We start from the raw sequence: 20,757 nt of genomic DNA, 5'->3' as shown, positions 1-20,757 counted from the left end.
GGGTTGCCGCAGCCCTACGCTGGGTGGATGGACACGGGGACGACGGGGGCGGGGCCTGCGGGCCGTCCGGGGGACGCGGGGCCGGAATGGGTGGGGCTGCCCGGGGGGCTGCTCACGCTGCGGAGGCTGCTGCTCGTGGTGTGGCTGGGCGTGCTGACGGTGGCCGTCGGGGTGCTGGCGGGGGTGCTGGCCGGGGCCGGGTGGGCGCTGTTCGCGCTGCTGCCGCTGGGGCTGCTGGTGTGGGGCTGGGTGGTGCTGGGGCGGAACTGGAAGTCCTGGCGGTACGCGGAGCGGGCCGACGACCTGCTGATCAGCCGGGGCGTGCTGTGGCGGGAGGAGACGGTGGTCCCGTACGGGCGGATGCAGCTGGTGGAGGTCACCTCGGGCCCGCTGGAGCGGCGCTTCGGGCTGGCCTCGGTCCAGCTGCACACGGCCGCCGCGGCCACCGACGCGCGGATCCCGGGCCTGGACCCGGCGGAGGCCGAGCGGCTGCGGGACCGGCTCACGGAGCTGGGCGAGGCCAGGTCGGCGGGGCTGTGACGGGGCCCGAGGAGGAGACGCGGACGGGCGCGGGGCCCGGGGCAGAGGCCCGGACGGGCGCGAGGTCCGGGGCAGAGGCCCGGATAGGTACGGGGCCCGGGGCAGAGGCCCGGACGGGTACGGCGGACGAGCGGACGGCCGGGGTCGAGGAGCGCCGGCTGCACCCTGTCACCCCCTTCCGGCGGGCCTGGGCGCCGGTGGCGCTGGTGGCGGGCGTCGCCATGCAGAACCCGGAGCGGATCCAGGAGTGGGGCGTCGGCCTCTCGTCCGGAAAGGGGGCGCTGATCGTGGCCGCCGCCGTGCCGGCAGCGGCCCTGTACGGGTTCCTGAGCTGGTGGTTCACGCACTTCGCGGTGACCGACACGGAGCTGCGGATCAGGACCGGGCTGCTGTTCCGCCGCACCGCGCACATCCGGCTCGACCGGCTCCAGGCGGTGGACGTCACCCAGCCGCTGCTCGGCCGGATCGCGGGCGTGGCGAAGCTGAAGCTCGACGTGGTCGGCACGGAGGACAAGGACGAGCTGGCCTTCCTGGGCGAGCGCGAGGCCCGCAGCCTGCGCGCCGAACTGCTGGCCCGGGCCGCCGGTTTCGCACCCGCGGAGGCGGCGCAGGTCGGCGAGGCGCCCGTACGCGAGCTGCTGCGCGTGCAGCCGCGGCAGCTCGCGCTCTCGCTGGTACTGAGCCTGTCGGTCGTGGCGTCGGTGGTGGCCGGCCTGGTCGCGCCCTTCGTGGTGTTGCGGTTCACCGGCAGCGTCTGGACCGCACTGGTGGTGCTGCTGCCGATCCTGGGCGGTGCGTGGGCGGCCAGTGCCGGGCGCTTCCTGGCCGAGTACGACTGGACGGTGGCCGAGTCGCCGGACGGGCTGCGCCTGGACCACGGGCTGCTGGACCGGGCGCACGAGACGGTGCCCCCGGGGCGGGTGCAGATGGTGCGGCTGGTCGAGCCGCTGCTGTGGCGGCGGCGCGGGTGGGTGCGGGTCGAGCTGGCGGTGGCGGGGTCGAAGAACGGCCTGCTGGTGCCGGTCGCCCCGCGGGAGGCCGCCGAGGCCGTGGTGGCGCGGGTGCTGCCCGGCGTGGACCTGGGTGCGCTGGCCTTCACCGCCCCGCCCGGGCGCCGGGCGCGCTGGGTGGTGCCGGTGTGGTGGAAGGGGTACGGGCTGGCGGTCTCGCCCGAGGTGTTCGCGGTGCGGCACGGGCGGCTGTGCCGTCGTACGGAGCTGGTGCCGCACGCGAAGGTGCAGAGCGTACGGCTGACCCAGGGCCCCTGGGAGCGGGCCCGGGACGTGGCGGACGTCCACGTGGACCACGGCGCGAACGGCACGGTCACGGCCCGGCTCCGGGGGTCCGCCGAGGCCGCCGGGGTGCTGGCCGCGCAGGCCGCCCGCTCCCGTACCGGCCGCCTGACGGCGGGTCCGGAGCGCTGGATGACCTGAAGGGGCCGGGAGGGTGCGGCTGGTCCGGTCGGCGGCGGGCCGGACGAGGGGTGCTGTGCGGCAGTCGTGGTAACCCTGTGTTGATCAGATGAGCAGAACGGTCACTCCGGGTAGCGCCAGTCCTGCGGATCCTCGACCCGATCCGCGACCGGCAACCAAGGGACCGTACCCATGAACCTGCGCTCTTCCCGCCTGACCACCGCCCTCCGCGTAGCCGCCCCGGCCGCCGCCGCTCTCACCCTGACCCTCGCCGTGGCGGGCCCGGCCAGCGCGAGCCCGTCGCTGGTCAGCCGCAGCGGCAGCGAGATCCTGTACTCGGCCCTGCCGGGCGAGGCCAACGACGTCACCTTCAGCGTCCTGGCTGGCCAACTGGTCGTCACGGACGCCGCGAGCCCCCTCACGCCGGGGCCCGGGTGCGTACGGATCAACGCCAACAGCGCCCGCTGCGGCGGCTCCGCGACCGTGACCCGGATCCGTGCCACCCTCGGCGACGAGGACGACCGCGCCGACAACCAGACCGCCATCGCCAGTGATCTCGACGGCGGGTCGGGCCAGGACGTCCTGCTCGGCGGCACCGGCACCGACCGGCTCACCGACCCCGACGGCTCGACCGCGGGCGGCACGCCCACCACCTTCAGCGGGAGGGCGGGCAACGACACGATCGTCTCCCGCAACCTCGGCTACGACAGGGTCGACTGCGGCGCGGGCTTCTTCGACGTCGTCATCGCCGACAACGCCGGCCTCGACACCATCGTGCCGCCGGTCCCGATGCAGCCGGGGAGCGGCTGCGAGTTCGTCCAGCGCTTCTAGTGCTGTGACCGCAAAGGTTCACCGTGTCGCGACGCCCGGCACGGCACCTCGCTGCGTTGTCGGACCACGCAGGTACGTCCAGTACGAGCCGTGGCCCTCCGCCTTGCGATGCACCGCACCGGACGCCGCGACCCGGCAAACCTTTCCGGCCACAGCACTAGACGCGGCCGCGCCCTCCGGACGGCTGGGTCCGGAGGGCGCCCGCCCTGCTCCGCGGCCCCTACTTGGCGGGCCCGCTGCCCGCCCGTACCAGCCCCGTCTCGTACGCGAGCACCACGACCTGCACCCGGTCGCGCAGGCCCAGCTTCGTCAGGATGCGCCCCACGTGCGTCTTGACCGTGGCCTCCGACAGCACCAGCCGCGCCGCGATCTCGCCGTTCGACAGCCCCTGCGCCACCAGCAGCATGACCTCGCGCTCGCGCTCGGTCAGCCGCTCCAGCTCCTTGTGCTGCGGCTCGGCGGTGGTCGTCGGCAGCATCGGCGCGAACCGGTCCAGCAGCCGGCGGGTCGTGGACGGCGCCACGACCGCGTCGCCGCTGTGCACGGAGCGGATCGCAGCCAGGAGTTCGCCCGGCGGGACGTCCTTCAGCATGAAGCCGCTGGCCCCCGCCTTCAGCCCGGAGAACGCGTACTCGTCCAGGTCGAAGGTGGTCAGGATGATGACCTTCGGGTGGGTCTCCGGCTCGCAGATCCGCCGGGTGGCCTCGACGCCGTCGAGCCGCGGCATACGGACGTCCATCAGCACCACGTCGACCTTCGTCGACCGCAGCACCTCCAGCGCCTCCAGGCCGTCGCCCGCCTCGGCCACGACCTCCATGTCCGGCTGGGCGGCGAGCACCATCCGGAAGCCCGTACGCAGCAGGACCTGGTCGTCGACCAGCATCACGCGGATGGACATCTCCTAGTTTCCTTTCCCCTTCAGCGGCAGCAGCGCGCTGATCCGGAAGCCTCCGCCCGGCCGCGGACCCGCGTCGAGCGTCCCGCCCACCATGCCGACACGCTCCCGCATGCCGATCAGGCCGTGCCCGGCGCCGTCGGCGCCGCCGTCCTCGTACAGCTCGTGCGCCGCGCCCCGCCCGTCGTCCTCCACCAGCAGGCCGAGGCCGTCGTCGAAGTAGACCAGCCGGACACTCGCCTCCGCCTCCGGCCCGCCGTGCTTGCGCGTGTTGGTGAGCGCCTCCTGCACGATCCGGTACGCCGTCAGCTCCACGCCGCTCGGCAGCGGCCGCGGGGTGCCCTCCACCTGGAAGTCCACCGTCAGCCCGGCCTGCCGGACCTGCTCGATCAGCACCTCGATCTGCTCGACGTCCGGCTGCGGCACGTAGTCCTCGGACTCCTGCGGCTCGCCGGTGCGCAGCACGCCCAGCAGCCGGCGCATCTCGGCCAGCGCCTGGCGGCCGGTGCCCGAGATGGTCTGGAGGGCCTCCTTGGCCTGCTCGGGCGCCACGTCCATGACATACGCCGCCCCGTCGGCCTGCACCACCATCACCGAGACGTTGTGCGCCACGACGTCGTGCAGCTCCCGCGCGATCCGGGCCCGCTCGGCGGCCACCGCCACCTTCGCCTGGGCCTCGCGCTCCTTCTCCAGCCGCCGGTTCCGCTCCTCCAGCTGCGCGAAGTACGCGCGCCGGGTGCGCACCGAGTCGCCGAGTACCCAGGCCAGCGCGAACGGCACCATCATCATGACCGTCAGGAAGATGTCGTTCGCCGGATCGGACCTGTTGAAGCCCCAGCGGACGGCCGCGAGCGGCGAGGCGAGCACCCCGAAGCCGAGGGCCGTGCGCGACAGCCAGCGCGGCAGGTCGGCGGCCGCGGCGACGGTGTAGAGGATGACCAGCATGGCGAGGTTCGCCAGCAGCGGCTCGACGCCCACGGCCAGCTGGAAGGCGCCCGCGCCGATGGTCAGCCACAGCATCGCCGCGGTGTGCTTGCGGCGCAGCGCCACGACGGTGCTCAGGGCGGCCACCGGGACCATCGCCAGCAGGCGGTGGGCCGTGCTCCCGCTCAGCGAGGCGACCTCCAGCGTGGAGATCCCGAAGAGCACCACAGCCCAGAAGCTGTCGACGCCCGTCGGGTGTCTGCGGAGGAAGTCGTAGAAGCGCTGCACGTAACCCAGAGTAGGGAAGGGGGATGGGTGCCGGAGTCAACCGGAGGAGCGATCCACCCCGCGGACGCGTACTCCCGAAGGTGGAGAGCACACCTAGCCTTTGTGGGGTGATCACCGAACGAGGAGGAGGACCCGTGCGGAGCTGGCGGCGGGCGATGGACGAGGCGCTGTACGGCCCCGGCGGCTTCTACGTGCGCCCCGGCGGCCCGGGCCCCGCGGGCCACTTCCGCACCTCGGTGCACGCCTCCCCCCTGTACGCGCGGGCCGTCGCCGCCCTGCTCCGCCGGGTGGACGCGGCCCTCGGTCACCCGGAGAGGCTGGACTTCGTCGACATGGCCGCCGGGCGGGGCGAGCTGCCGGCCGGGGTGCTGGCCGCGCTGGAGCCGCAGCTGGCGGCGCGCGTGCGCCCGTACGCCGTAGAGCGCGCTCCGCGGCCTGCGGGGCTGGACCCGCGCGTGACCTGGCTGGCCGAGCCGCCGGCCGGCACCACCGGACTCCTCTTCGCCAACGAGTGGCTCGACAACGTCCCGCTCGACGTGGTGGAGGGCGGCCGGTACGTGCTGGTCGCCCCGGACGGCACCGAGGCCCCGGGCGACCCGGTGGCGGGCGCGGACCTGGAGTGGCTGGAGCGGTGGTGGCCGGAGGGGGAGCGCGCCGAGGTGGGCCGGTCCCGGGACGAGGCCTGGGCGGCGGCGGCCGGCACGCTGGAGCGGGGCCTGGCGGTGGCCGTGGACTACGCCCACACGCGGGAGGCCCGCCCGCCGTACGGCACGCTCACCGGCTTCCGGGAGGGCCGCGAGGTGCGCCCGGTGCCGGACGGCGGCTGCGACATCACCGCCCACGTGGCGCTGGACGCCTGCGCCGGGCCCGGGGCGCTGCTGCTGACCCAGCGTGAGGCGCTGGCGGAGCTGGGGGTGTCGGGGGCGCGGCCGCCGCTGTCGCTGGCCGGCACCGATCCGGCGGGGTACGTACGGGCGCTCGCGGCGGCAGGCGAGGCGGCGGAGCTGACGGCGCGCGGGGGCCTGGGGGACTTCGGGTGGCTGCTGGAGGCCCGGGGCATCGGACACGTGCTGGGCGGGGGCGGGGACGTACCGGGCGAATGACGGAGGGGCCGGCGCCACCGCGTGGCACCGGCCCCTCCACAGGTCCTACTCGGTCACGCCGTGGTCGTGCCCGTCGTGCAGGCCGCCGCCGCTGCCCGCGTCGCCGTCCGTCGGGACGGAGACGACCGGCTTGCTGAGCGGGGCCAGGTCGTAGGCGTAGTGGCCGACCGCGTCGGCGATGACGTCGATGTTGATGTCGAACGCCTTGAGGTCGATGTTGTTGATGTCGTCGCCGGCGGCGTGGTAGTTCACGTCGTAGGCGACGCCCGCCTGGCCGCCGAACTTCGCGGCCTGGGCCTCGGTCTTGATGCCCTCGGCGCCGGTGAAGGTGCCGCCGGAGGGGATGCCGACCTCGATGAACGGCCCGTAGTCGGAGCGGCCGGTGAAGTCGGTGCCCTCGTGCGGGATGCTCTTGGAGTCGAGGAAGTCGGTGATCCCCTTCTCCAGCTGGGCCGAGCCCTCGGGGCCGGGGCCCGCGCCGGTGGCGTCCGAGTCGTCACCGTCGTACACGAAGTACGCGGCGTTCGGCGAGGCGATCATGTCGAAGTTCAGGTAGAGCTTGATCTGCTTCTTCTGCTCCTCGGAGAGCGAGGCCACGTACGCCTCGGAGCCCAGGAGGCCGAACTCCTCCGCGGACCACCAGGCGAACTTGACCTTGTTCTTCACCTTCTCCTTCGACTTGGCGAGGTTCAGGGCCACCTGGAGGATGCCCGCCGAGCCGGAGCCGTTGTCGTTGATGCCCGGTCCGGCCGCGACGGAGTCGAGGTGGGCGCCGAGGAAGACGGTGTTGTCGGCGTCGCCGCCCGGGGTCTCCGCGACGACGTTGAACGTCTTGCGGTTCTCGCGCAGCTCGCGGACGTCGAGGGTGACGGTCACCGGGCCCGCGGCGGCCTCGGCGGCCAGCGCCTCGCCGTCCGCCTGGGTGATGCCGCCGGTGGGGATCTTGCCGAGGGTCGGGTCGCCGATGGTGCCGTTGAGGCCGCCCGCGGTGTTGTTGTAGATGACCGCGCCGACCGCGCCCGCGGCGGCGGCGTTGGCCTGCTTGGCGGCGAAGGTGCAGCCGCCGCGCTTGATGAGGGCGATCTTGCCGGTGAAGGAGCCGGCGGCGAAGTCCCCGGGCTCGCAGCCGTGCGTGTTGTCGGCGTCCACGGGCGCCACGGCGAGGCCGGCGGTGACGCCGCCCTCGGGGCCGCTCGCGGTGTACGTCATCAGCTTGATGGCCACGTCGCGCTCGGCGGGGGAGACCACCTTCAGGGTCTCGGCCAGCGTCTCCGTGTAGACGAAGTCGAACTCGTGCCGGGAGAGTTTGTAACCGGCGGCCTTCAGCACGGCCTCGATGTATTTGGCGGACTGCTCGTGGCCCTTCGAACCGGCCACGCGGGTGCCGTTGTTGTAGTCGGCGAGCGACTGGAAGACCTTCAGGTGCTTGAAGGCGTCCTTCGCCGTGGCGTCCTTGACCAGCTTCCTGGCCAGCGCGTCCCCCTTGTTGGCCCAGCTCGGGCTGTCCGCACCCGGCGTGGCGCCGGCGGGACCCGCGAGGAGCAGCGGGGAGACGAGTGCCGCGGCTGCCAGGGCGGCGGTTGCTGCGGCTATACGGCGTGAGGGCATGGAGGTCCTTTCACGACAGGCAGGAGGAAGCGCGCACTGTGTGGGGGGAGTGGTGGACGCACGTTAGACATCAACCCGCCACTCTGGCCAGAGTTTTCACTGATTCCGGTTTATGAATTCCAGATAGCGGTACGTCGACACTGTTACGGGAGTGACAAGAGCGCACCCGGTAATGGACAGTTCGGGCGCAAACGTCAGCCGATCCGGTGTACGAACTCCCCCACGGCGGCCCGCACCTCGGCCGGTGACCACGCCAGGGCCTCCTCCGCGACGGTCACCTCCGTGAGCGAAACCCCCGGCACCGGACCACCCGGGAAGAACCGGGCGAACAGGGTCGTCCGCGTCTCCTCCGCCTGCCGCACCGCGGCCTCGGACAGCCGCTCCGCTTCGTACGGCAGCCAGACGTGGAACTGGTGCGTGGCCGGCACCTCCGGCACCAGCCGGAACCACGGCACCCCCGCCTCGGCGAAGCCCTCCCGCAGGGCCTCGGCCACCACCTTGGCGTGCGCCACGTAGGACGGCAGCTTCGGCAGCTCCCGCTCCAGGCCCACCAGCGCCGCCAGCGCCTGCGGGAACTGCCGGAAGAGCTGGCCGCCGTACCGGTGGCGCCACACCCGGGCCTCCTCCACCAGCTCGGCCGGGCCCGCCAGCGCGGCGCCCGAGTGACCGCCCACCGACTTGTAGAAGGAGACGTACACGCTGTCCGCCAGGTCGGCGATCTCCGCGAGGGGCCGCCCGAAGTGCGTGGTGCACTCCCACAGCCGCGCCCCGTCGAAGTGCACCACCGCCTCCCGCTCGCGGGCCGCCCCGACCAGCTCCGTCAGCTCCTCCCACGAGGGCAGCAGGAAGCCCGGGTCGCGCAGCGGCAGCTCCACCATCAGCGTCCCGAACGGCTCCGCCATGCCCCGCACGTCCTCCGCGGTCGGCTGGCGCGCCTCGGTCGTCGGGTGCGCCACCCGCAGCCCCGACACCACCGACAGCGCCTCGCCCTCCCACACCTCGGGGTGCGCCATCGGGTGCAGGGCCACCACCGGGTTGCCCGTACGGCCCGCCCAGCAGCGCAGCGCCACCTGCTGCGCCATCGTCCCCGAGGGGAAGAAGGCCGCCGCCTCCTTGCCCAGTAGCCCCGCCACCCGCCGCTCCAGCTCGGCGACCACCCCGTCGCCGTAGGTGTCGACGGTCAGGTCCAGGTCGTAGACCTCTCCCGCGTGCGCGGCCAGCACCGCCAGCTCCTCGCCGACGGTGGGGCGCACGGCACCCCGCGTCAGCACCCGTTCGGAGGCCCGCCAGGCGGCGATCCGCCGCCGCCACCACTCCTCGTCCCCGGGGACCCCGGGGGAGTCCTCGGCCGGCACGGGTCCGGAAGCGTCGTCCACACGATCGGTCATAGGGGCGATGATCCCCCCGCCGTTCGGCCCCGGCCACGGAAAATCCGGCGTCCGGCCCAGCGGATAGCATGGCGACGTATCGTCCGGTACCCCCCGCGGACTGGAACGGAAGGCCCGCCCCGCGTGAACGCAACACAGCAGCCCCGCCCCGCCCGGCTCACCGTCGGAGTCGTCGGCGCGGGCCGCGTCGGCCCCGCACTCGCCGCCGCGCTCCAGCTCGCCGGCCACCGTCCGGTCGCCGTCTCCGGCGTCTCCGACGCGTCCCGGCGCCGCGCCGCGACCCTGCTGCCCGACGTGCCCCTCGTGCCGCCGGCCCAGGTGCTGGCCCTCGCCGACCTGGTGCTGCTCACCGTCCCCGACGACGCCCTGCCCGGGCTGGTCGAGGGGCTGGCCGCGACCGGCGCCGTACGCCCGGGACAGCTCCTCGTGCACACCTCCGGCCGGTACGGGACGGCCGTGCTGGACCCCGCGCGGCGCGCCGGCGCCCTGCCGCTCGCCCTGCACCCCGCCATGACGTTCACCGGCACGGCCGTGGACGTCCAGCGGCTGGCCGGCTGCTCCTTCGGCGTCACCGCCCCCGAGGAGCTGCGGCTCGCGGCCGAGGCGCTGGTCATCGAGATGGGCGGCGAGCCCGAGTGGATCGCCGAGGAGGCCCGTCCGCTCTACCACGCGGCCCTCGCGCTCGGCGCGAACCACCTCGTCACCCTGGTGGCCCAGGCCATGGAACTGCTCCGCAAGGCCGGTGTCGAGCACCCCGACCGGATGCTCGGCCCGCTCCTCGGTGCCGCCCTCGACAACGCCCTCCGCTCCGGCGACGCCGCCCTGACCGGCCCGGTGGCCCGCGGCGACGCCGGTACGGTCGCCGCGCACGTCGCCGAGCTGCGCAAGCACGCCCCGGGCACGGTCGCCGGGTACCTCGCGATGGCCCGTACGACCGCCGACCGCGCCCTCGCCCACGGGCTGCTCAAGCCCGAGCTGGCCGAGGACCTGCTCGGCGTGCTCGCGGAGACCGGCGACGGCGCGGCCGCACCCGGCGGACAGGGACCCGACGGCCAGGGCCCGGAAGACCCCCACGGATCCCAGGGAGGGGACCGATGAACCGCCAGCTCCCGCCGGTGCTCCGCACGGCCGACGAGCTCCACGGCCTCCCCCTCAAGGGCCGCCGCACGGTCGTCATGACCATGGGTGCCCTGCACGAGGGGCACGCCACGCTCGTCCGCACCGCGCGCGAACTCGCCGGGGACGAGGGCCAGGTCGTGGTGACCGTCTTCGTCAACCCGCTCCAGTTCGGCGCCAACGAGGACCTCGACCGCTACCCCCGTACCCTCGACGCCGACGTCGAGGTCGCCGCGGCGGCCGGCGCCGACGCGGTCTTCGCCCCCGGCGTCGACGAGGTCTACCCCGGCGGCGAGCCCCAGGTGCGCATCACCGCGGGGCCCATGGGCGAGCGCCTCGAAGGCGCCACCCGCCCCGGCCACTTCGACGGCATGCTCACGGTCGTCGCCAAGCTCCTCCACCTCACCCGGCCCGACACCGCGCTCTTCGGGCAGAAGGACGCCCAGCAGCTCGCGCTGATCCGCCGGATGGTCCGCGACCTGAACTTCCCCGTGGAGGTCGTCGGCGTGCCGACGGTCCGCGAGGCCGACGGCCTGGCCCTGTCCAGCCGCAACCGCTACCTCTCCGGCACCGAGCGCGAGACCGCGCTCGCGCTCTCCCGCGCCCTGTTCGCGGGCCGCGACCGGCTGGCCGCCCAGGCCGCGCTGGCCGCCCGCGCGTCCTCCGCGCCCGCGACGGACGAGCGCGCCGCCGCCCTCGCCAAGATGGGCGAGGCCCGCGCCTCGGCCGACGCGCACGCAGTGTCCGTGGCCGCGGCCGGGCTGCCCTCGGCGGTGCGGTCCGCCGCGCTCGCCGTGCTGAACGAGGCGGCCACGGCCGAGCCGCCCCTCGTCCTCGACTACCTCGCCCTGGTCGACCCCGCGGACTTCACCGAGGTCGGCGACGACCACCGCGGACCGGCCGTGCTGGCCGTCGCCGCCAAGGTCGGCACGACCCGGCTGATCGACAACATCCCCGTGGAGTTCGGAGCACACACGTGACCACCACCGGCATACGACTGCACGCCCCCGCCCCCGGCTGGGCGATCGAGGCCGACGTCGTGGTCGTCGGCTCCGGCGTGGCGGGCCTGACGGCCGCGCTGCGCTGCGCGGCCGCCGGCCGCCGTACCGTCGTGGTCACCAAGGCCCGGCTGGACGACGGCTCGACGCGCTGGGCGCAGGGCGGGATCGCCGCCGCGCTCGGCGAGGGCGACACCCCCGAGCAGCACCTGGACGACACGCTGGTCGCCGGTGCCGGGCTGTGCGACGAGGAGGCCGTACGCGTCCTGGTCACCGAAGGCCCCGACGCCGTACGGCGGTTGATCGCCACCGGCGCCGTCTTCGACACCTCGGAGGAGACCGGGGAGATCGAGCTGACCCGCGAGGGCGGCCACCACCGCCGGCGTATCGCGCACGCGGGCGGCGACGCGACCGGCGCCGAGATCTCCCGGGCGCTCGTGGAGGCCGTACACGCCTCCGGCATCGAGACCGTCGAGAACGCCCTCGTCCTCGACCTGCTCCAGGACGCGGCCGGCCGTACCGCCGGCGTCACCCTGCACGTGATGGGCGAGGGGCAGCACGACGGTGTCGGCGCCGTCCACGCCCCCGCCGTGATCCTCGCGACCGGCGGCATGGGCCAGGTCTTCTCGGCCACCACCAACCCCTCGGTGTCCACCGGTGACGGCGTCGCGCTCGCGCTGCGCGCCGGCGCCGAGGTCTCCGACCTGGAGTTCGTCCAGTTCCACCCGACCGTGCTGTTCCTGGGCCCCGACGCCGAGGGCCAGCAGCCGCTGGTCTCCGAGGCGGTCCGCGGCGAGGGCGCCCACCTGGTCGACGCCGACGGCGTCCGCTTCATGGTGGGGCAGCACGAGCTGGCCGAGCTGGCCCCGCGCGACATCGTCGCCAAGGGCATCATGCGGCGCATGCAGGAGCAGGGCGCCCAGCACATGTACCTGGACGCCCGGCACTTCGGCGCCGAGATGTGGGAGCAGCGCTTCCCCACCATCCTGGCCGCCTGCCGCTCCCACGGCATCGACCCGGTCACCCGGCCGATCCCGGTGGCCCCCGCGGCGCACTACGCCTCCGGCGGCGTACGGACGGACCTGCGCGGCCGCACCACGGTCCCGGGCCTCTACGCGTGCGGCGAGGTGGCCTGCACCGGCGTGCACGGCGCGAACCGGCTGGCCTCCAACTCCCTGCTGGAGGGCCTGGTGTTCGCCGAGCGGATCGCCGAGGACATCGCCTCCTCCGCCCCCACCTCGGCCGGCCCCGGCATACCGGTGCCCTCCACCGGCCCCCTGCTGCCCGGCGACGCCCGCTTCGAGGTGCAGCGGATCATGACGGAGGGCGCGGGCGTGCTGCGCTCCGCGGAGAGCCTCCGGGACGCCGCGGACGCGCTGGAGTCCCTGTACTGCCGGGCGCTCAACGAGCTGGAGACGCACGGCAAGACGGCCGAGCCCGGCACCGACACCTGGGAGGCGACCAACCTGATGTGCGTCGCCCGGGTGCTGGTCGCGGCCGCGCAGCGGCGCGAGGAGACCCGCGGCTGCCACTGGCGCGAGGACCACCCCGACCGCGACGACGCCGCCTGGCGGCGGCACCTCGTGGTACGCCTTTCCGCGGAGACGCGCCGCGCGCTCGTCGTGACGACCACCGAGACGGCGGACCTCCCGCCGGTCGAGCCTTCCGAAGCCCTCTGAAGCCCCCCTGAGCCTGGAGCAGTGACCGTGAGCACCCCCGAACTCCCCCTCGTGCAGAACGAAGACGGCTGCGGCGACGACTGCGCCTGCGGTCCCGCCGAGAGCGGCCTCGACCCGGCGCTGGCGGAGCTGCTGGCCCAGGCCGGCCTGGACCCCGTCGAGGTCGAGGACATCGCCCACATGGCCCTCGCCGAGGACCTCGACGGCGGCGAGGACGTGACCACCGTCGCGACCGTCCCCGCGGACGCCGTCGCCACCGCCGACTTCGTCGCCCGCGAGGCCGGCACGGTCGCCGGCCTGCGGATCGCCGAGGCCGTCTTCTCGATGGTCTGCGAGGAGACCTTCGAGGTCGAGCGGCACGCCGAGGACGGCGACCGGGTCGAGGCCGGCCAGGTCCTGCTGTCCGTGACCGCCCGTACCCGCGACCTGCTCACGGGCGAGCGCAGCGCGCTGAACCTCCTCTGCCGCCTCTCCGGCATCGCCACCGCCACCCGCGCCTGGGCCGACACCCTGGAGGGCACCAAGGCCCGCGTCCGCGACACCCGCAAGACCACGCCCGGCCTGCGCGCGCTGGAGAAGTACGCGGTGCGCTGCGGCGGCGGCGTGAACCACCGCATGTCCCTCTCGGACGCGGCCCTGGTCAAGGACAACCACGTGGTCGCCGCCGGCGGCGTCGCGCAGGCCTTCAAGGCCGTCCGCGAGGCCTACCCCGAGCTGCAGATCGAGGTCGAGGTCGACACGCTGCACCAGGCCCGCGAGGTCATGGACGCCGGCGCGGACCTGATCCTGCTCGACAACTTCACCCCGATGGAGACCGAGGAGGCCGTGATCCTCAACCGCGAGCACAACCACGGCCGCGCGGTCCTGGAGTCCTCCGGCCGCCTCACGCTGGCCAACGCCCGCGCGTACGCCGAGACCGGCGTGGACTACCTGGCGGTGGGCGGCCTGACCCACTCCTCCCCGATCCTCGACATCGGCCTCGACCTGCGAGAGGCCCGCTGATGCTGCTCACGATCGACGTCGGCAACAGCCAGACGGTCATGGGCCTCTTCGACGGCGAGGAGATCGTCGAGCACTGGCGGGTGTCGACCGACCCGCGGCGCACCGCCGACGAGCTGGCGGTGCTCATGCAGGGACTGATGGGCATGCACCCGATGCTCGGCAGCGAGCTGGGCGACGGCATCCACGGCATCGCGATCTGCTCGACGGTGCCGTCCGTGCTGCACGAGCTCCGCGAGGTCACCCGCCGGTACTACGGCGACGTGCCGGCGGTCCTGGTCGAGCCGGGCGTCAAGACCGGCGTCCCGATCCTGACCGACCAGCCGAAGGAGGTCGGCGCCGACCGCATCGTGAACGCGCTGGCCGCCGTCGAGCTGTACGGCGGCCCGGCGATCGTCGTGGACTTCGGCACCGCCACGTCCTTCGACGCGGTCTCCGCCAAGGGCGAGTTCATCGGCGGGGTGATCGCCCCCGGCATCGAGATCTCGGTCGAGGCCCTCGGCGTGCGCGGCGCGCAGCTCCGCAAGATCGAGCTGGCCCGGCCGCGCAAGGTGATCGGCAAGAACACCGTCGAGTGCATGCAGTCCGGCATCGTCTACGGCTTCGCCGGCCAGGTCGACGGCGTCGTCACCCGCATGACCCGCGAGCTGGTCGGCCCCGACGGCGACCCCTCCGACGTCCGCGTCATCGCCACCGGCGGCCTGGCCCCGATGGTCCTGGGCGAGGCCACCGTGATCGACGACCACGAGCCCTGGCTCACCCTGATCGGCCTCCGCCTGGTCTACGAGCGCAACGTCGCGAACTTCTCGTAGGGGGCGGCGGCCGCGGGACGCGGCGGGCGCGGGCGGGCCCCTGCCGCGCCGCGCCCGGGGAGGCCCGGGTGAGGGGATTTTGTCCGATTAGCGCGTATCGTCGGCCCATGCCCACGCCCTACGGTTCCCGCGGCGGCATGGCCTTCAGCGCTGCTGAGCTGGCTGTGCTTCGGCGCTCCCTCGCCCACGCTCTCGATTCCGGTGCCGACCGGGCCCTGACCGGCTCCGAGGTGCAGGACTGCCTGCGGCTCGCGCGCTCGGTCGACGAGGCCCTCGCGGAGGCGGAGCGGCTCAGAGCCTTCCTCCTCGCGGACCTCGGGCGGTACAGAGGGGCCCTGCCCGGCAGCCTCTCCGGGTACCTCGAACTCCTCCAGGACGCGCTCGCCGCCGGCTACCGGCCCGTGCCGGACGACCTCGCGGCGCTGCGGGCGCTGCGCTGCAACCGGGTGGCCGCCGCACTGCTGGAGCGCTGCCAGGTGCTCGCCGAGCGCTCCGTACGGGCCAGGCTCGGCCTCGCCCCGGCCGCCGCGCCGCCGGCCCCCCGGGTACGCCTGATGGCCCTGCCGGGCGGCGGCGAGGAGAAGCCCCGCCCCGCGCCCGCGCCGAAGCCGCCGCGGCCGGACCGGCCCATCCCGACTCCGGGCGAGGTGTTCCCGCCGCGCCGCAAGCCCGCGCCCCCCGCCGAGGGCCGGGCGGCGGGGTAGCTAGGCTGAGGGCATGGACTACGTTTCCGCGCTCGTGCCCCCGTTCGTGATGGCCGCGTTCTTCATCGGCCTCATCGTGACGATCGTGAAGAGCCAGGGTGGCGCCAACAAGGCCAAGGAGGACGCGGCGGTCGACGCCGTGATCGCCCGCGCCGAGGCCACCCGGCAGACCGGCAAGTAGGACCGCGGCCGGGCCCGCCGGCCGCCGGCGGACCCCCGGCCCACCAGGGCGTACGACTCCTTTCGAGGCGTACGCCCATTTCGTTGCGCGAATGGCCGGGCGATTTCCGGCATCTCACACTATTGTGCTGGTGTGCCTCGCCCCTTGGGAGAACTCGAAGACGCCGTCATGACCCGGGTGTGGCAGTGGAACCGCCCGGTCACCGTCCGGGAAGTGCTGGAGGATCTCCAGAAGGAACGGTCCATCGCCTACACCACGGTGATGACCGTTATGGACAATCTCCACCAGAAGGGCTGGGTGCGCCGGGAAGCCGAAGGGCGCGCCTATCGATATACCGCGGTCTCCACGCGCGCCGCCTACTCGGCCGCACTCATGAACGAGGCGTGGCAGACGAGCGACAACCCGGCGGCCGCCCTCGTCGCCTTCTTCGGCATGATGTCGCCGGAGCAGCGCGAGGCCCTGCGCGACGCCATGCGCATCGTCGAGCCCGGCGCCGAGCCCGGGGCCGAGCCCGGCGCCGAGCATGACACGCAGGAGGCCGGAGGTCCCCCGGAAGGGGAAGGCGGCGCACGTCCCCCGCAGCCGGGGCGATAGCGTCCCTCCATGGACGCTCAGCAAGGCGATTCGCTTCCGCAGGACTTTCCCGGTGCGAATGCAAAAGCCGTAACGATCCGCCGGGCCCGTACCAGTGATGTCGCCGACGTGCGGCGACTCCTCGACCAGTACGTGCACCAGCGCATCCTCCTCGACAAAGCGCCCGTGACGCTTTACGAGGACATCCAGGAGTTCTGGGTCGCGGAACGCGAGCAGGACGGCCTCGTGGTGGGTTGCGGCGCTCTCCACGTGATGTGGGAAGACCTCGCGGAAGTCCGCACACTCGCCGTCGACCGCGAACTGAAGGGCGGCGGAGTCGGCCATCAGCTGCTCGACAAGTTGCTCCAGACCGCGCGGTGGCTCGGCGTCCGCCGGGTATTCTGCCTCACCTTCGAAGTCGACTTCTTCGCGAAGCACGGCTTCGTCGAGATCGGCGAGACACCGGTCACCCACGATGTCTACAGTGAGCTCCTCCGTTCCTATGACGAGGGTGTGGCAGAGTTCCTCGGTCTCGAACGAGTGAAGCCGAACACCTTGGGCAACAGCCGGATGCTTCTGCACCTCTGAACGATCAAGGGCTCGATCAGGCCGCCTATTACCGCCGAGGGCCCGCCTGTGGCCTATGTCCGAATCGCGCACGTTTCCCGTCGTGTTGACCTCCTGAACCTCTGCCTGGGGTTTGTGTTTTCCACGCAAAAGCGGTTTCCTTTCCGCGTACTGCATTTTCGATGAAAGGAAATCCGGTGGCACAGAAGGTTCAGGTCCTTCTTGTCGACGACCTCGACGGTGGCGAGGCGGACGAGACCGTGACGTTCGCTCTGGATGGCAAGTCCTACGAGATCGACCTCACCACCGCCAACGCGGACAAGCTCCGGAGCCTGCTCGAGCCCTACACCAAGAGCGGACGCCGCACCGGCGGCCGTGCCGCGACCGGCCGCGCCAAGGGCCGCGCCGTCACCGCCTCCGGCAGCTCCGACACCGCCGAGATCCGCGCGTGGGCCAAGGCCAACGGCTACAACGTGAACGACCGCGGACGCGTCCCGGCCGAGATCCGCGAGGCCTACGAGAACAAGGCCAAGGCCTGACCCGAACGGGTCCGGTCCCGCGTACGCGCCAGCCGTGCCCGGTGGCATTCCGTCGCCGCCGCGCCGACCAGCCGTACGAGGTCGGGAGCCCCCTGAGGAGCTCCCCGGCCGGTCCCCCGCCCCAGGGCTGACAGGACCGGCAGCGCCGCCTCACACCCCGGCTCCGGGGGCCGCAGCCACACGGCGGCCCCCGCAGAGTCACCCCCGGCCGGACCGGGGGGCCGGGGGGCGGTGATCCGGCCGCCCGCACCCAGGGCGGTCAGGTCCAGGGCGACCCCGCCCCACTCCAGCCAGTCGAGCAGGCCGTCCAGCTCGTCGGCGCTCCCCGCGGCCACCAGCAGCCGCATCCTGCGCCCCAAGAGGGCCACCGGCCCCGTCGGGACCCCGCGCCCCAGCAGCGCGTACCCCGCGTCCGCGGGCAGCTCCAGTACGTCGAACCGCACCCCGGTGAGCAGCTGGGCGGGATTCCCGCCGGCCACCGGCCACCCGAGCACCCGCTCGTACCAGTGGACGACCGGATCGGCCGCGGACTCCGGCGCGAGCGGCGCCCTGGGCGAGGGGACGGTGAGGGCCATGTACCGAGCAACTGCCGAAACGGCTCCGGGTTACGCACCGCGCACGAACCGGCGCACACCGTAAACGCCGCCGGGTGGGAAACCATCGGGAGGGTGCGCAAGTGTGTTCGCCCGTAGCGGAGGGAACCGGTGTGGAGGGCATGGAGTGTCAGCCCCTGCGGGTAAGACATTCCTAGTGGATCGGGGCGACACGCTGATTTACCCGGCCCCCGTTCGCCATCGGCGTACTCAAGAGACGGGTATCTGCCTGGCCTGCGGGAACATCGTCTCCCACCATCGAGTTGGAGCAGTTGTCGGCTGAGTGAGGCTGGTTTTCCCCACCGAGTGGGGTGAGCCGTGGACGGATGTCGGCAGTTGGAATGAGCTGTCCCGCCCCGCGGGACTAGCATGCGGAAGGACAGGGCGGGGACCGACCCCGAACTGCCCGACCGCTCTGAGGAGCGAATAACGATGTTCGAGAGGTTCACCGACCGCGCGCGGCGGGTTGTCGTCCTGGCTCAGGAAGAAGCCCGGATGCTCAACCACAACTACATCGGCACCGAGCACATCCTCCTGGGTCTGATCCACGAGGGTGAGGGTGTCGCCGCTAAGGCCCTGGAGAGCCTCGGGATTTCGCTCGAGGCTGTTCGCCAGCAGGTCGAGGAGATCATCGGACAGGGCCAGCAGGCGCCGTCCGGTCACATCCCCTTCACCCCGCGGGCGAAGAAGGTCCTGGAGCTGTCGCTCCGCGAGGCCCTCCAGCTCGGCCACAACTACATCGGCACCGAGCACATCCTGCTCGGCCTGATCCGCGAGGGCGAGGGCGTCGCCGCCCAGGTCCTCGTGAAGCTGGGCGCCGACCTGAACCGGGTCCGGCAGCAGGTCATCCAGCTGCTCTCCGGCTACCAGGGCAAGGAGACCGCCACCGCCGGCGGCCCGGCCGAGGGCACGCCCTCGACCTCGCTCGTCCTGGACCAGTTCGGCCGCAACCTCACCCAGGCGGCCCGCGAGTCCAAGCTCGACCCGGTCATCGGGCGCGAGAAGGAGATCGAGCGGGTCATGCAGGTGCTGTCCCGCCGGACCAAGAACAACCCGGTGCTCATCGGCGAGCCCGGCGTCGGCAAGACCGCCGTCGTCGAGGGCCTGGCGCAGGCCATCGTCAAGGGCGAGGTGCCCGAGACCCTCAAGGACAAGCACCTCTACACCCTCGACCTGGGCGCGCTGGTCGCCGGCTCCCGCTACCGCGGTGACTTCGAGGAGCGCCTGAAGAAGGTCCTCAAGGAGATCCGCACCCGCGGCGACATCATCCTGTTCATCGACGAGCTCCACACCCTCGTGGGTGCGGGTGCCGCCGAGGGCGCGATCGACGCCGCCAGCATCCTCAAGCCGATGCTGGCCCGCGGTGAGCTGCAGACCATCGGTGCGACCACGCTCGACGAGTACCGCAAGCACCTGGAGAAGGACGCCGCGCTGGAGCGCCGCTTCCAGCCCATCCAGGTCGCGGAGCCGTCGCTGCCGCACACCATCGAGATCCTCAAGGGCCTGCGGGACCGCTACGAGGCCCACCACCGCGTCTCCATCACGGACGAGGCCCTCGTCCAGGCGGCGACGCTGGCCGACCGGTACATCTCGGACCGCTTCCTCCCGGACAAGGCGATCGACCTGATCGACGAGGCGGGCTCCCGGATGCGCATCCGCCGGATGACCGCGCCGCCGGACCTCCGCGAGTTCGACGAGAAGATCGCCGGCGTCCGCCGGGACAAGGAGTCCGCGATCGACTCGCAGGACTTCGAGAAGGCCGCTTCGCTCCGCGACAAGGAGAAGCAGCTCCTCGCGGCGAAGGCCAAGCGGGAGAAGGAGTGGAAGGCCGGCGACATGGACGTCGTCGCCGAGGTCGACGGCGAGCTGATCGCCGAGGTCCTCGCGACCGCCACCGGCATTCCGGTCTTCAAGCTGACCGAGGAGGAGTCCTCGCGTCTGCTCCGCATGGAGGACGAGCTCCACAAGCGCGTCATCGGCCAGAAGGACGCCATCAAGGCGCTCTCCCAGGCGATCCGCCGCACCCGCGCCGGCCTCAAGGACCCCAAGCGCCCGGGTGGCTCGTTCATCTTCGCCGGCCCGTCCGGTGTCGGTAAGACCGAGCTCTCCAAGACGCTCGCCGAATTCCTCTTCGGCGACGAGGACGCGCTGATCTCCCTCGACATGTCGGAGTTCAGCGAGAAGCACACGGTTTCCCGTCTCTTCGGTTCGCCCCCCGGTTACGTGGGCTACGAAGAGGGCGGCCAGCTCACCGAGAAGGTGCGCCGGAAGCCGTTCTCCGTCGTCCTCTTCGACGAGGTCGAGAAGGCGCACCCGGATATCTTCAATTCCCTGCTCCAGATCCTGGAAGACGGTCGCCTGACCGACTCCCAGGGCCGAGTGGTGGACTTCAAGAACACCGTCATCATCATGACGACGAACCTGGGTACGCGGGACATCTCGAAGGGCTTCAACCTGGGCTTCGCGGCCGCGGGTGACGTCAAGACGGGTTACGAGCGCATGAAGGCCAAGGTCAACGAGGAGCTGAAGCAGCACTTCCGCCCCGAGTTCCTGAACCGTGTCGACGACACGGTGGTCTTCCACCAGCTCAGCCAGGAAGACATCATCCAGATCGTCGACCTGATGATCGCGAAGGTGGACGAGCGCCTCAAGGACCGCGACATGGGCATCGAGCTCAGCGGCGAGGCCAAGATCCTCCTGGCCAAGCGCGGCTACGACCCGATCCTGGGTGCCCGCCCGCTGCGCCGGACGATCCAGCGCGAGATCGAGGACATCCTGTCGGAGAAGATCCTCTTCGGCGAGCTGCGTCCCGGCCACATCGTGGTCGTCGGCACGGAGGGCGAGGGCGAGGAAGCCAAGTTCACCTTCCGCGGCGAGGAGAAGTCGTCCCTGCCGGACGTGCCCCCGATCGAGGCCACGGGCTCGGGCGGCGGCCCGGACCTGAGCAAGGGCGCGTAACGCACGCGGGTGAGACAACGGGGCGGCCCCGGAACCAGTCGGTTCCGGG

20 protein-coding genes are annotated in these 20,757 nt (G+C 72.8%); 15 read left to right on the top strand and 5 right to left on the bottom strand.

Annotation, left to right across the window (positions count from 1 at the left end; translation table 11 throughout):
* The first annotated feature begins 27 nt into the window (after positions 1-27).
* The 3 genes from ACIF6F_RS15850 to ACIF6F_RS15840 all read left to right on the top strand — a co-directional run bounded on the left by ACIF6F_RS15850 (position 28) and on the right by ACIF6F_RS15840 (position 2,783).
* Positions 28-540 (top strand): PH domain-containing protein, encoded by a 513-nt coding sequence (locus tag ACIF6F_RS15850; RefSeq protein WP_399946685.1) that lies wholly within the window; start codon positions 28-30, stop codon positions 538-540.
* A complete protein-coding gene (locus ACIF6F_RS15845; RefSeq protein ID WP_399946682.1) occupies positions 537-1,973 on the top strand; it encodes a PH domain-containing protein in 1,437 nt (478 codons plus the stop codon). Before ACIF6F_RS15850 ends, ACIF6F_RS15845 begins: the two co-directional genes overlap by 4 nt.
* Positions 1,974-2,144: 171 nt before the next feature.
* On the top strand, positions 2,145-2,783 hold the full coding sequence (locus tag ACIF6F_RS15840) for a hypothetical protein (protein WP_399946679.1): 639 nt from the start codon (positions 2,145-2,147) through the stop codon (positions 2,781-2,783).
* 220 nt (positions 2,784-3,003) lie between these two features.
* Here ACIF6F_RS15840 and ACIF6F_RS15835 read toward each other — a convergent pair whose 3' ends face one another.
* Together ACIF6F_RS15835 and ACIF6F_RS15830 are read right to left on the bottom strand one after the other, a co-directional pair.
* Entirely contained in the window at positions 3,004-3,681 is a 678-nt protein-coding gene (locus ACIF6F_RS15835) for a response regulator (RefSeq protein ID WP_399946677.1), read from the bottom strand.
* A 3-nt stretch (positions 3,682-3,684) separates the two neighbouring features.
* Positions 3,685-4,890, bottom strand: a complete 1,206-nt coding sequence (locus ACIF6F_RS15830) for a sensor histidine kinase (protein WP_399946674.1) — start codon at positions 4,888-4,890, stop codon at positions 3,685-3,687.
* Between the two features lie 155 nt (positions 4,891-5,045).
* Between ACIF6F_RS15830 and ACIF6F_RS15825 the strand changes: the two genes are divergently transcribed.
* Positions 5,046-5,993: an SAM-dependent methyltransferase gene (locus ACIF6F_RS15825; RefSeq protein ID WP_399947250.1), complete on the top strand. Its 948-nt coding sequence runs from the start codon at positions 5,046-5,048 to the stop codon at positions 5,991-5,993.
* Positions 5,994-6,038: 45 nt separating this feature from the next.
* On the opposite strand, the gene ACIF6F_RS15820 is transcribed toward ACIF6F_RS15825, so the two are convergent.
* Together ACIF6F_RS15820 and ACIF6F_RS15815 are read right to left on the bottom strand one after the other, a co-directional pair.
* Positions 6,039-7,601 carry a M28 family peptidase gene (locus ACIF6F_RS15820; protein WP_399946672.1) on the bottom strand — a complete coding sequence of 521 codons (1,563 nt, stop codon included), beginning with the start codon at positions 7,599-7,601 and terminating at the stop codon, positions 6,039-6,041.
* A 194-nt stretch (positions 7,602-7,795) separates the two neighbouring features.
* Complete coding sequence (locus ACIF6F_RS15815) at positions 7,796-8,989, bottom strand: threonine aldolase family protein (RefSeq protein ID WP_399946669.1); 1,194 nt, start codon at positions 8,987-8,989, stop codon at positions 7,796-7,798.
* Positions 8,990-9,112: 123 nt separating this feature from the next.
* Between ACIF6F_RS15815 and ACIF6F_RS15810 the strand changes: the two genes are divergently transcribed.
* From ACIF6F_RS15810 to ACIF6F_RS15765, 10 genes are all read left to right on the top strand, one after another.
* Positions 9,113-10,087 (top strand): Rossmann-like and DUF2520 domain-containing protein, encoded by a 975-nt coding sequence (locus tag ACIF6F_RS15810; RefSeq protein WP_399946667.1) that lies wholly within the window; start codon positions 9,113-9,115, stop codon positions 10,085-10,087.
* Entirely contained in the window at positions 10,084-11,085 is a 1,002-nt protein-coding gene (gene panC / locus ACIF6F_RS15805; protein WP_399946665.1) for a pantoate--beta-alanine ligase, read from the top strand. Before ACIF6F_RS15810 ends, panC begins: the two co-directional genes overlap by 4 nt.
* Positions 11,082-12,782: an L-aspartate oxidase gene (locus ACIF6F_RS15800; RefSeq protein WP_399946662.1), complete on the top strand. Its 1,701-nt coding sequence runs from the start codon at positions 11,082-11,084 to the stop codon at positions 12,780-12,782. Before panC ends, ACIF6F_RS15800 begins: the two co-directional genes overlap by 4 nt.
* 27 nt (positions 12,783-12,809) lie before the next feature.
* Complete coding sequence (gene nadC, locus ACIF6F_RS15795; RefSeq protein WP_399947248.1) at positions 12,810-13,784, top strand: carboxylating nicotinate-nucleotide diphosphorylase; 975 nt, start codon at positions 12,810-12,812, stop codon at positions 13,782-13,784.
* Positions 13,784-14,593 (top strand): type III pantothenate kinase, encoded by an 810-nt coding sequence (locus ACIF6F_RS15790; RefSeq protein ID WP_399946659.1) that lies wholly within the window; start codon positions 13,784-13,786, stop codon positions 14,591-14,593. Before nadC ends, ACIF6F_RS15790 begins: the two co-directional genes overlap by 1 nt.
* A 107-nt stretch (positions 14,594-14,700) precedes the next feature.
* On the top strand, positions 14,701-15,297 hold the full coding sequence (locus tag ACIF6F_RS15785) for a hypothetical protein (RefSeq protein WP_399946657.1): 597 nt from the start codon (positions 14,701-14,703) through the stop codon (positions 15,295-15,297).
* Between the two features lie 13 nt (positions 15,298-15,310).
* Entirely contained in the window at positions 15,311-15,478 is a 168-nt protein-coding gene (locus tag ACIF6F_RS15780) for a hypothetical protein (protein WP_399946654.1), read from the top strand.
* A 132-nt stretch (positions 15,479-15,610) separates the two neighbouring features.
* A complete protein-coding gene (locus ACIF6F_RS15775) occupies positions 15,611-16,072 on the top strand; it encodes a BlaI/MecI/CopY family transcriptional regulator (protein WP_399946651.1) in 462 nt (153 codons plus the stop codon).
* 9 nt (positions 16,073-16,081) lie between these two features.
* Positions 16,082-16,639 (top strand): amino-acid N-acetyltransferase, encoded by a 558-nt coding sequence (locus ACIF6F_RS15770; RefSeq protein WP_399946648.1) that lies wholly within the window; start codon positions 16,082-16,084, stop codon positions 16,637-16,639.
* A 176-nt stretch (positions 16,640-16,815) separates the two neighbouring features.
* Positions 16,816-17,157 (top strand): Lsr2 family protein, encoded by a 342-nt coding sequence (locus tag ACIF6F_RS15765; protein WP_399946645.1) that lies wholly within the window; start codon positions 16,816-16,818, stop codon positions 17,155-17,157.
* Here the strand turns inward: ACIF6F_RS15765 and ACIF6F_RS15760 are convergent.
* Complete coding sequence (locus tag ACIF6F_RS15760) at positions 17,133-17,732, bottom strand: SCO3374 family protein (protein WP_399946642.1); 600 nt, start codon at positions 17,730-17,732, stop codon at positions 17,133-17,135. The two genes, ACIF6F_RS15765 and ACIF6F_RS15760, sit on opposite strands and share 25 nt — an antisense overlap.
* Positions 17,733-18,182: 450 nt before the next feature.
* Between ACIF6F_RS15760 and ACIF6F_RS15755 the strand changes: the two genes are divergently transcribed.
* Positions 18,183-20,708, top strand: a complete 2,526-nt coding sequence (locus tag ACIF6F_RS15755) for an ATP-dependent Clp protease ATP-binding subunit (RefSeq protein ID WP_399947246.1) — start codon at positions 18,183-18,185, stop codon at positions 20,706-20,708.
* The last annotated feature ends 49 nt before the right edge of the window (positions 20,709-20,757 follow it).

The sequence above is a fragment of the Streptomyces sp. NPDC086023 genome (assembly GCF_044540325.1).
Classification (GTDB): domain Bacteria; phylum Actinomycetota; class Actinomycetes; order Streptomycetales; family Streptomycetaceae; genus Streptomyces.
Note: the sequence above shows the minus strand (reverse complement) of the source record. Positions and strands in the feature narration are given on the sequence as shown.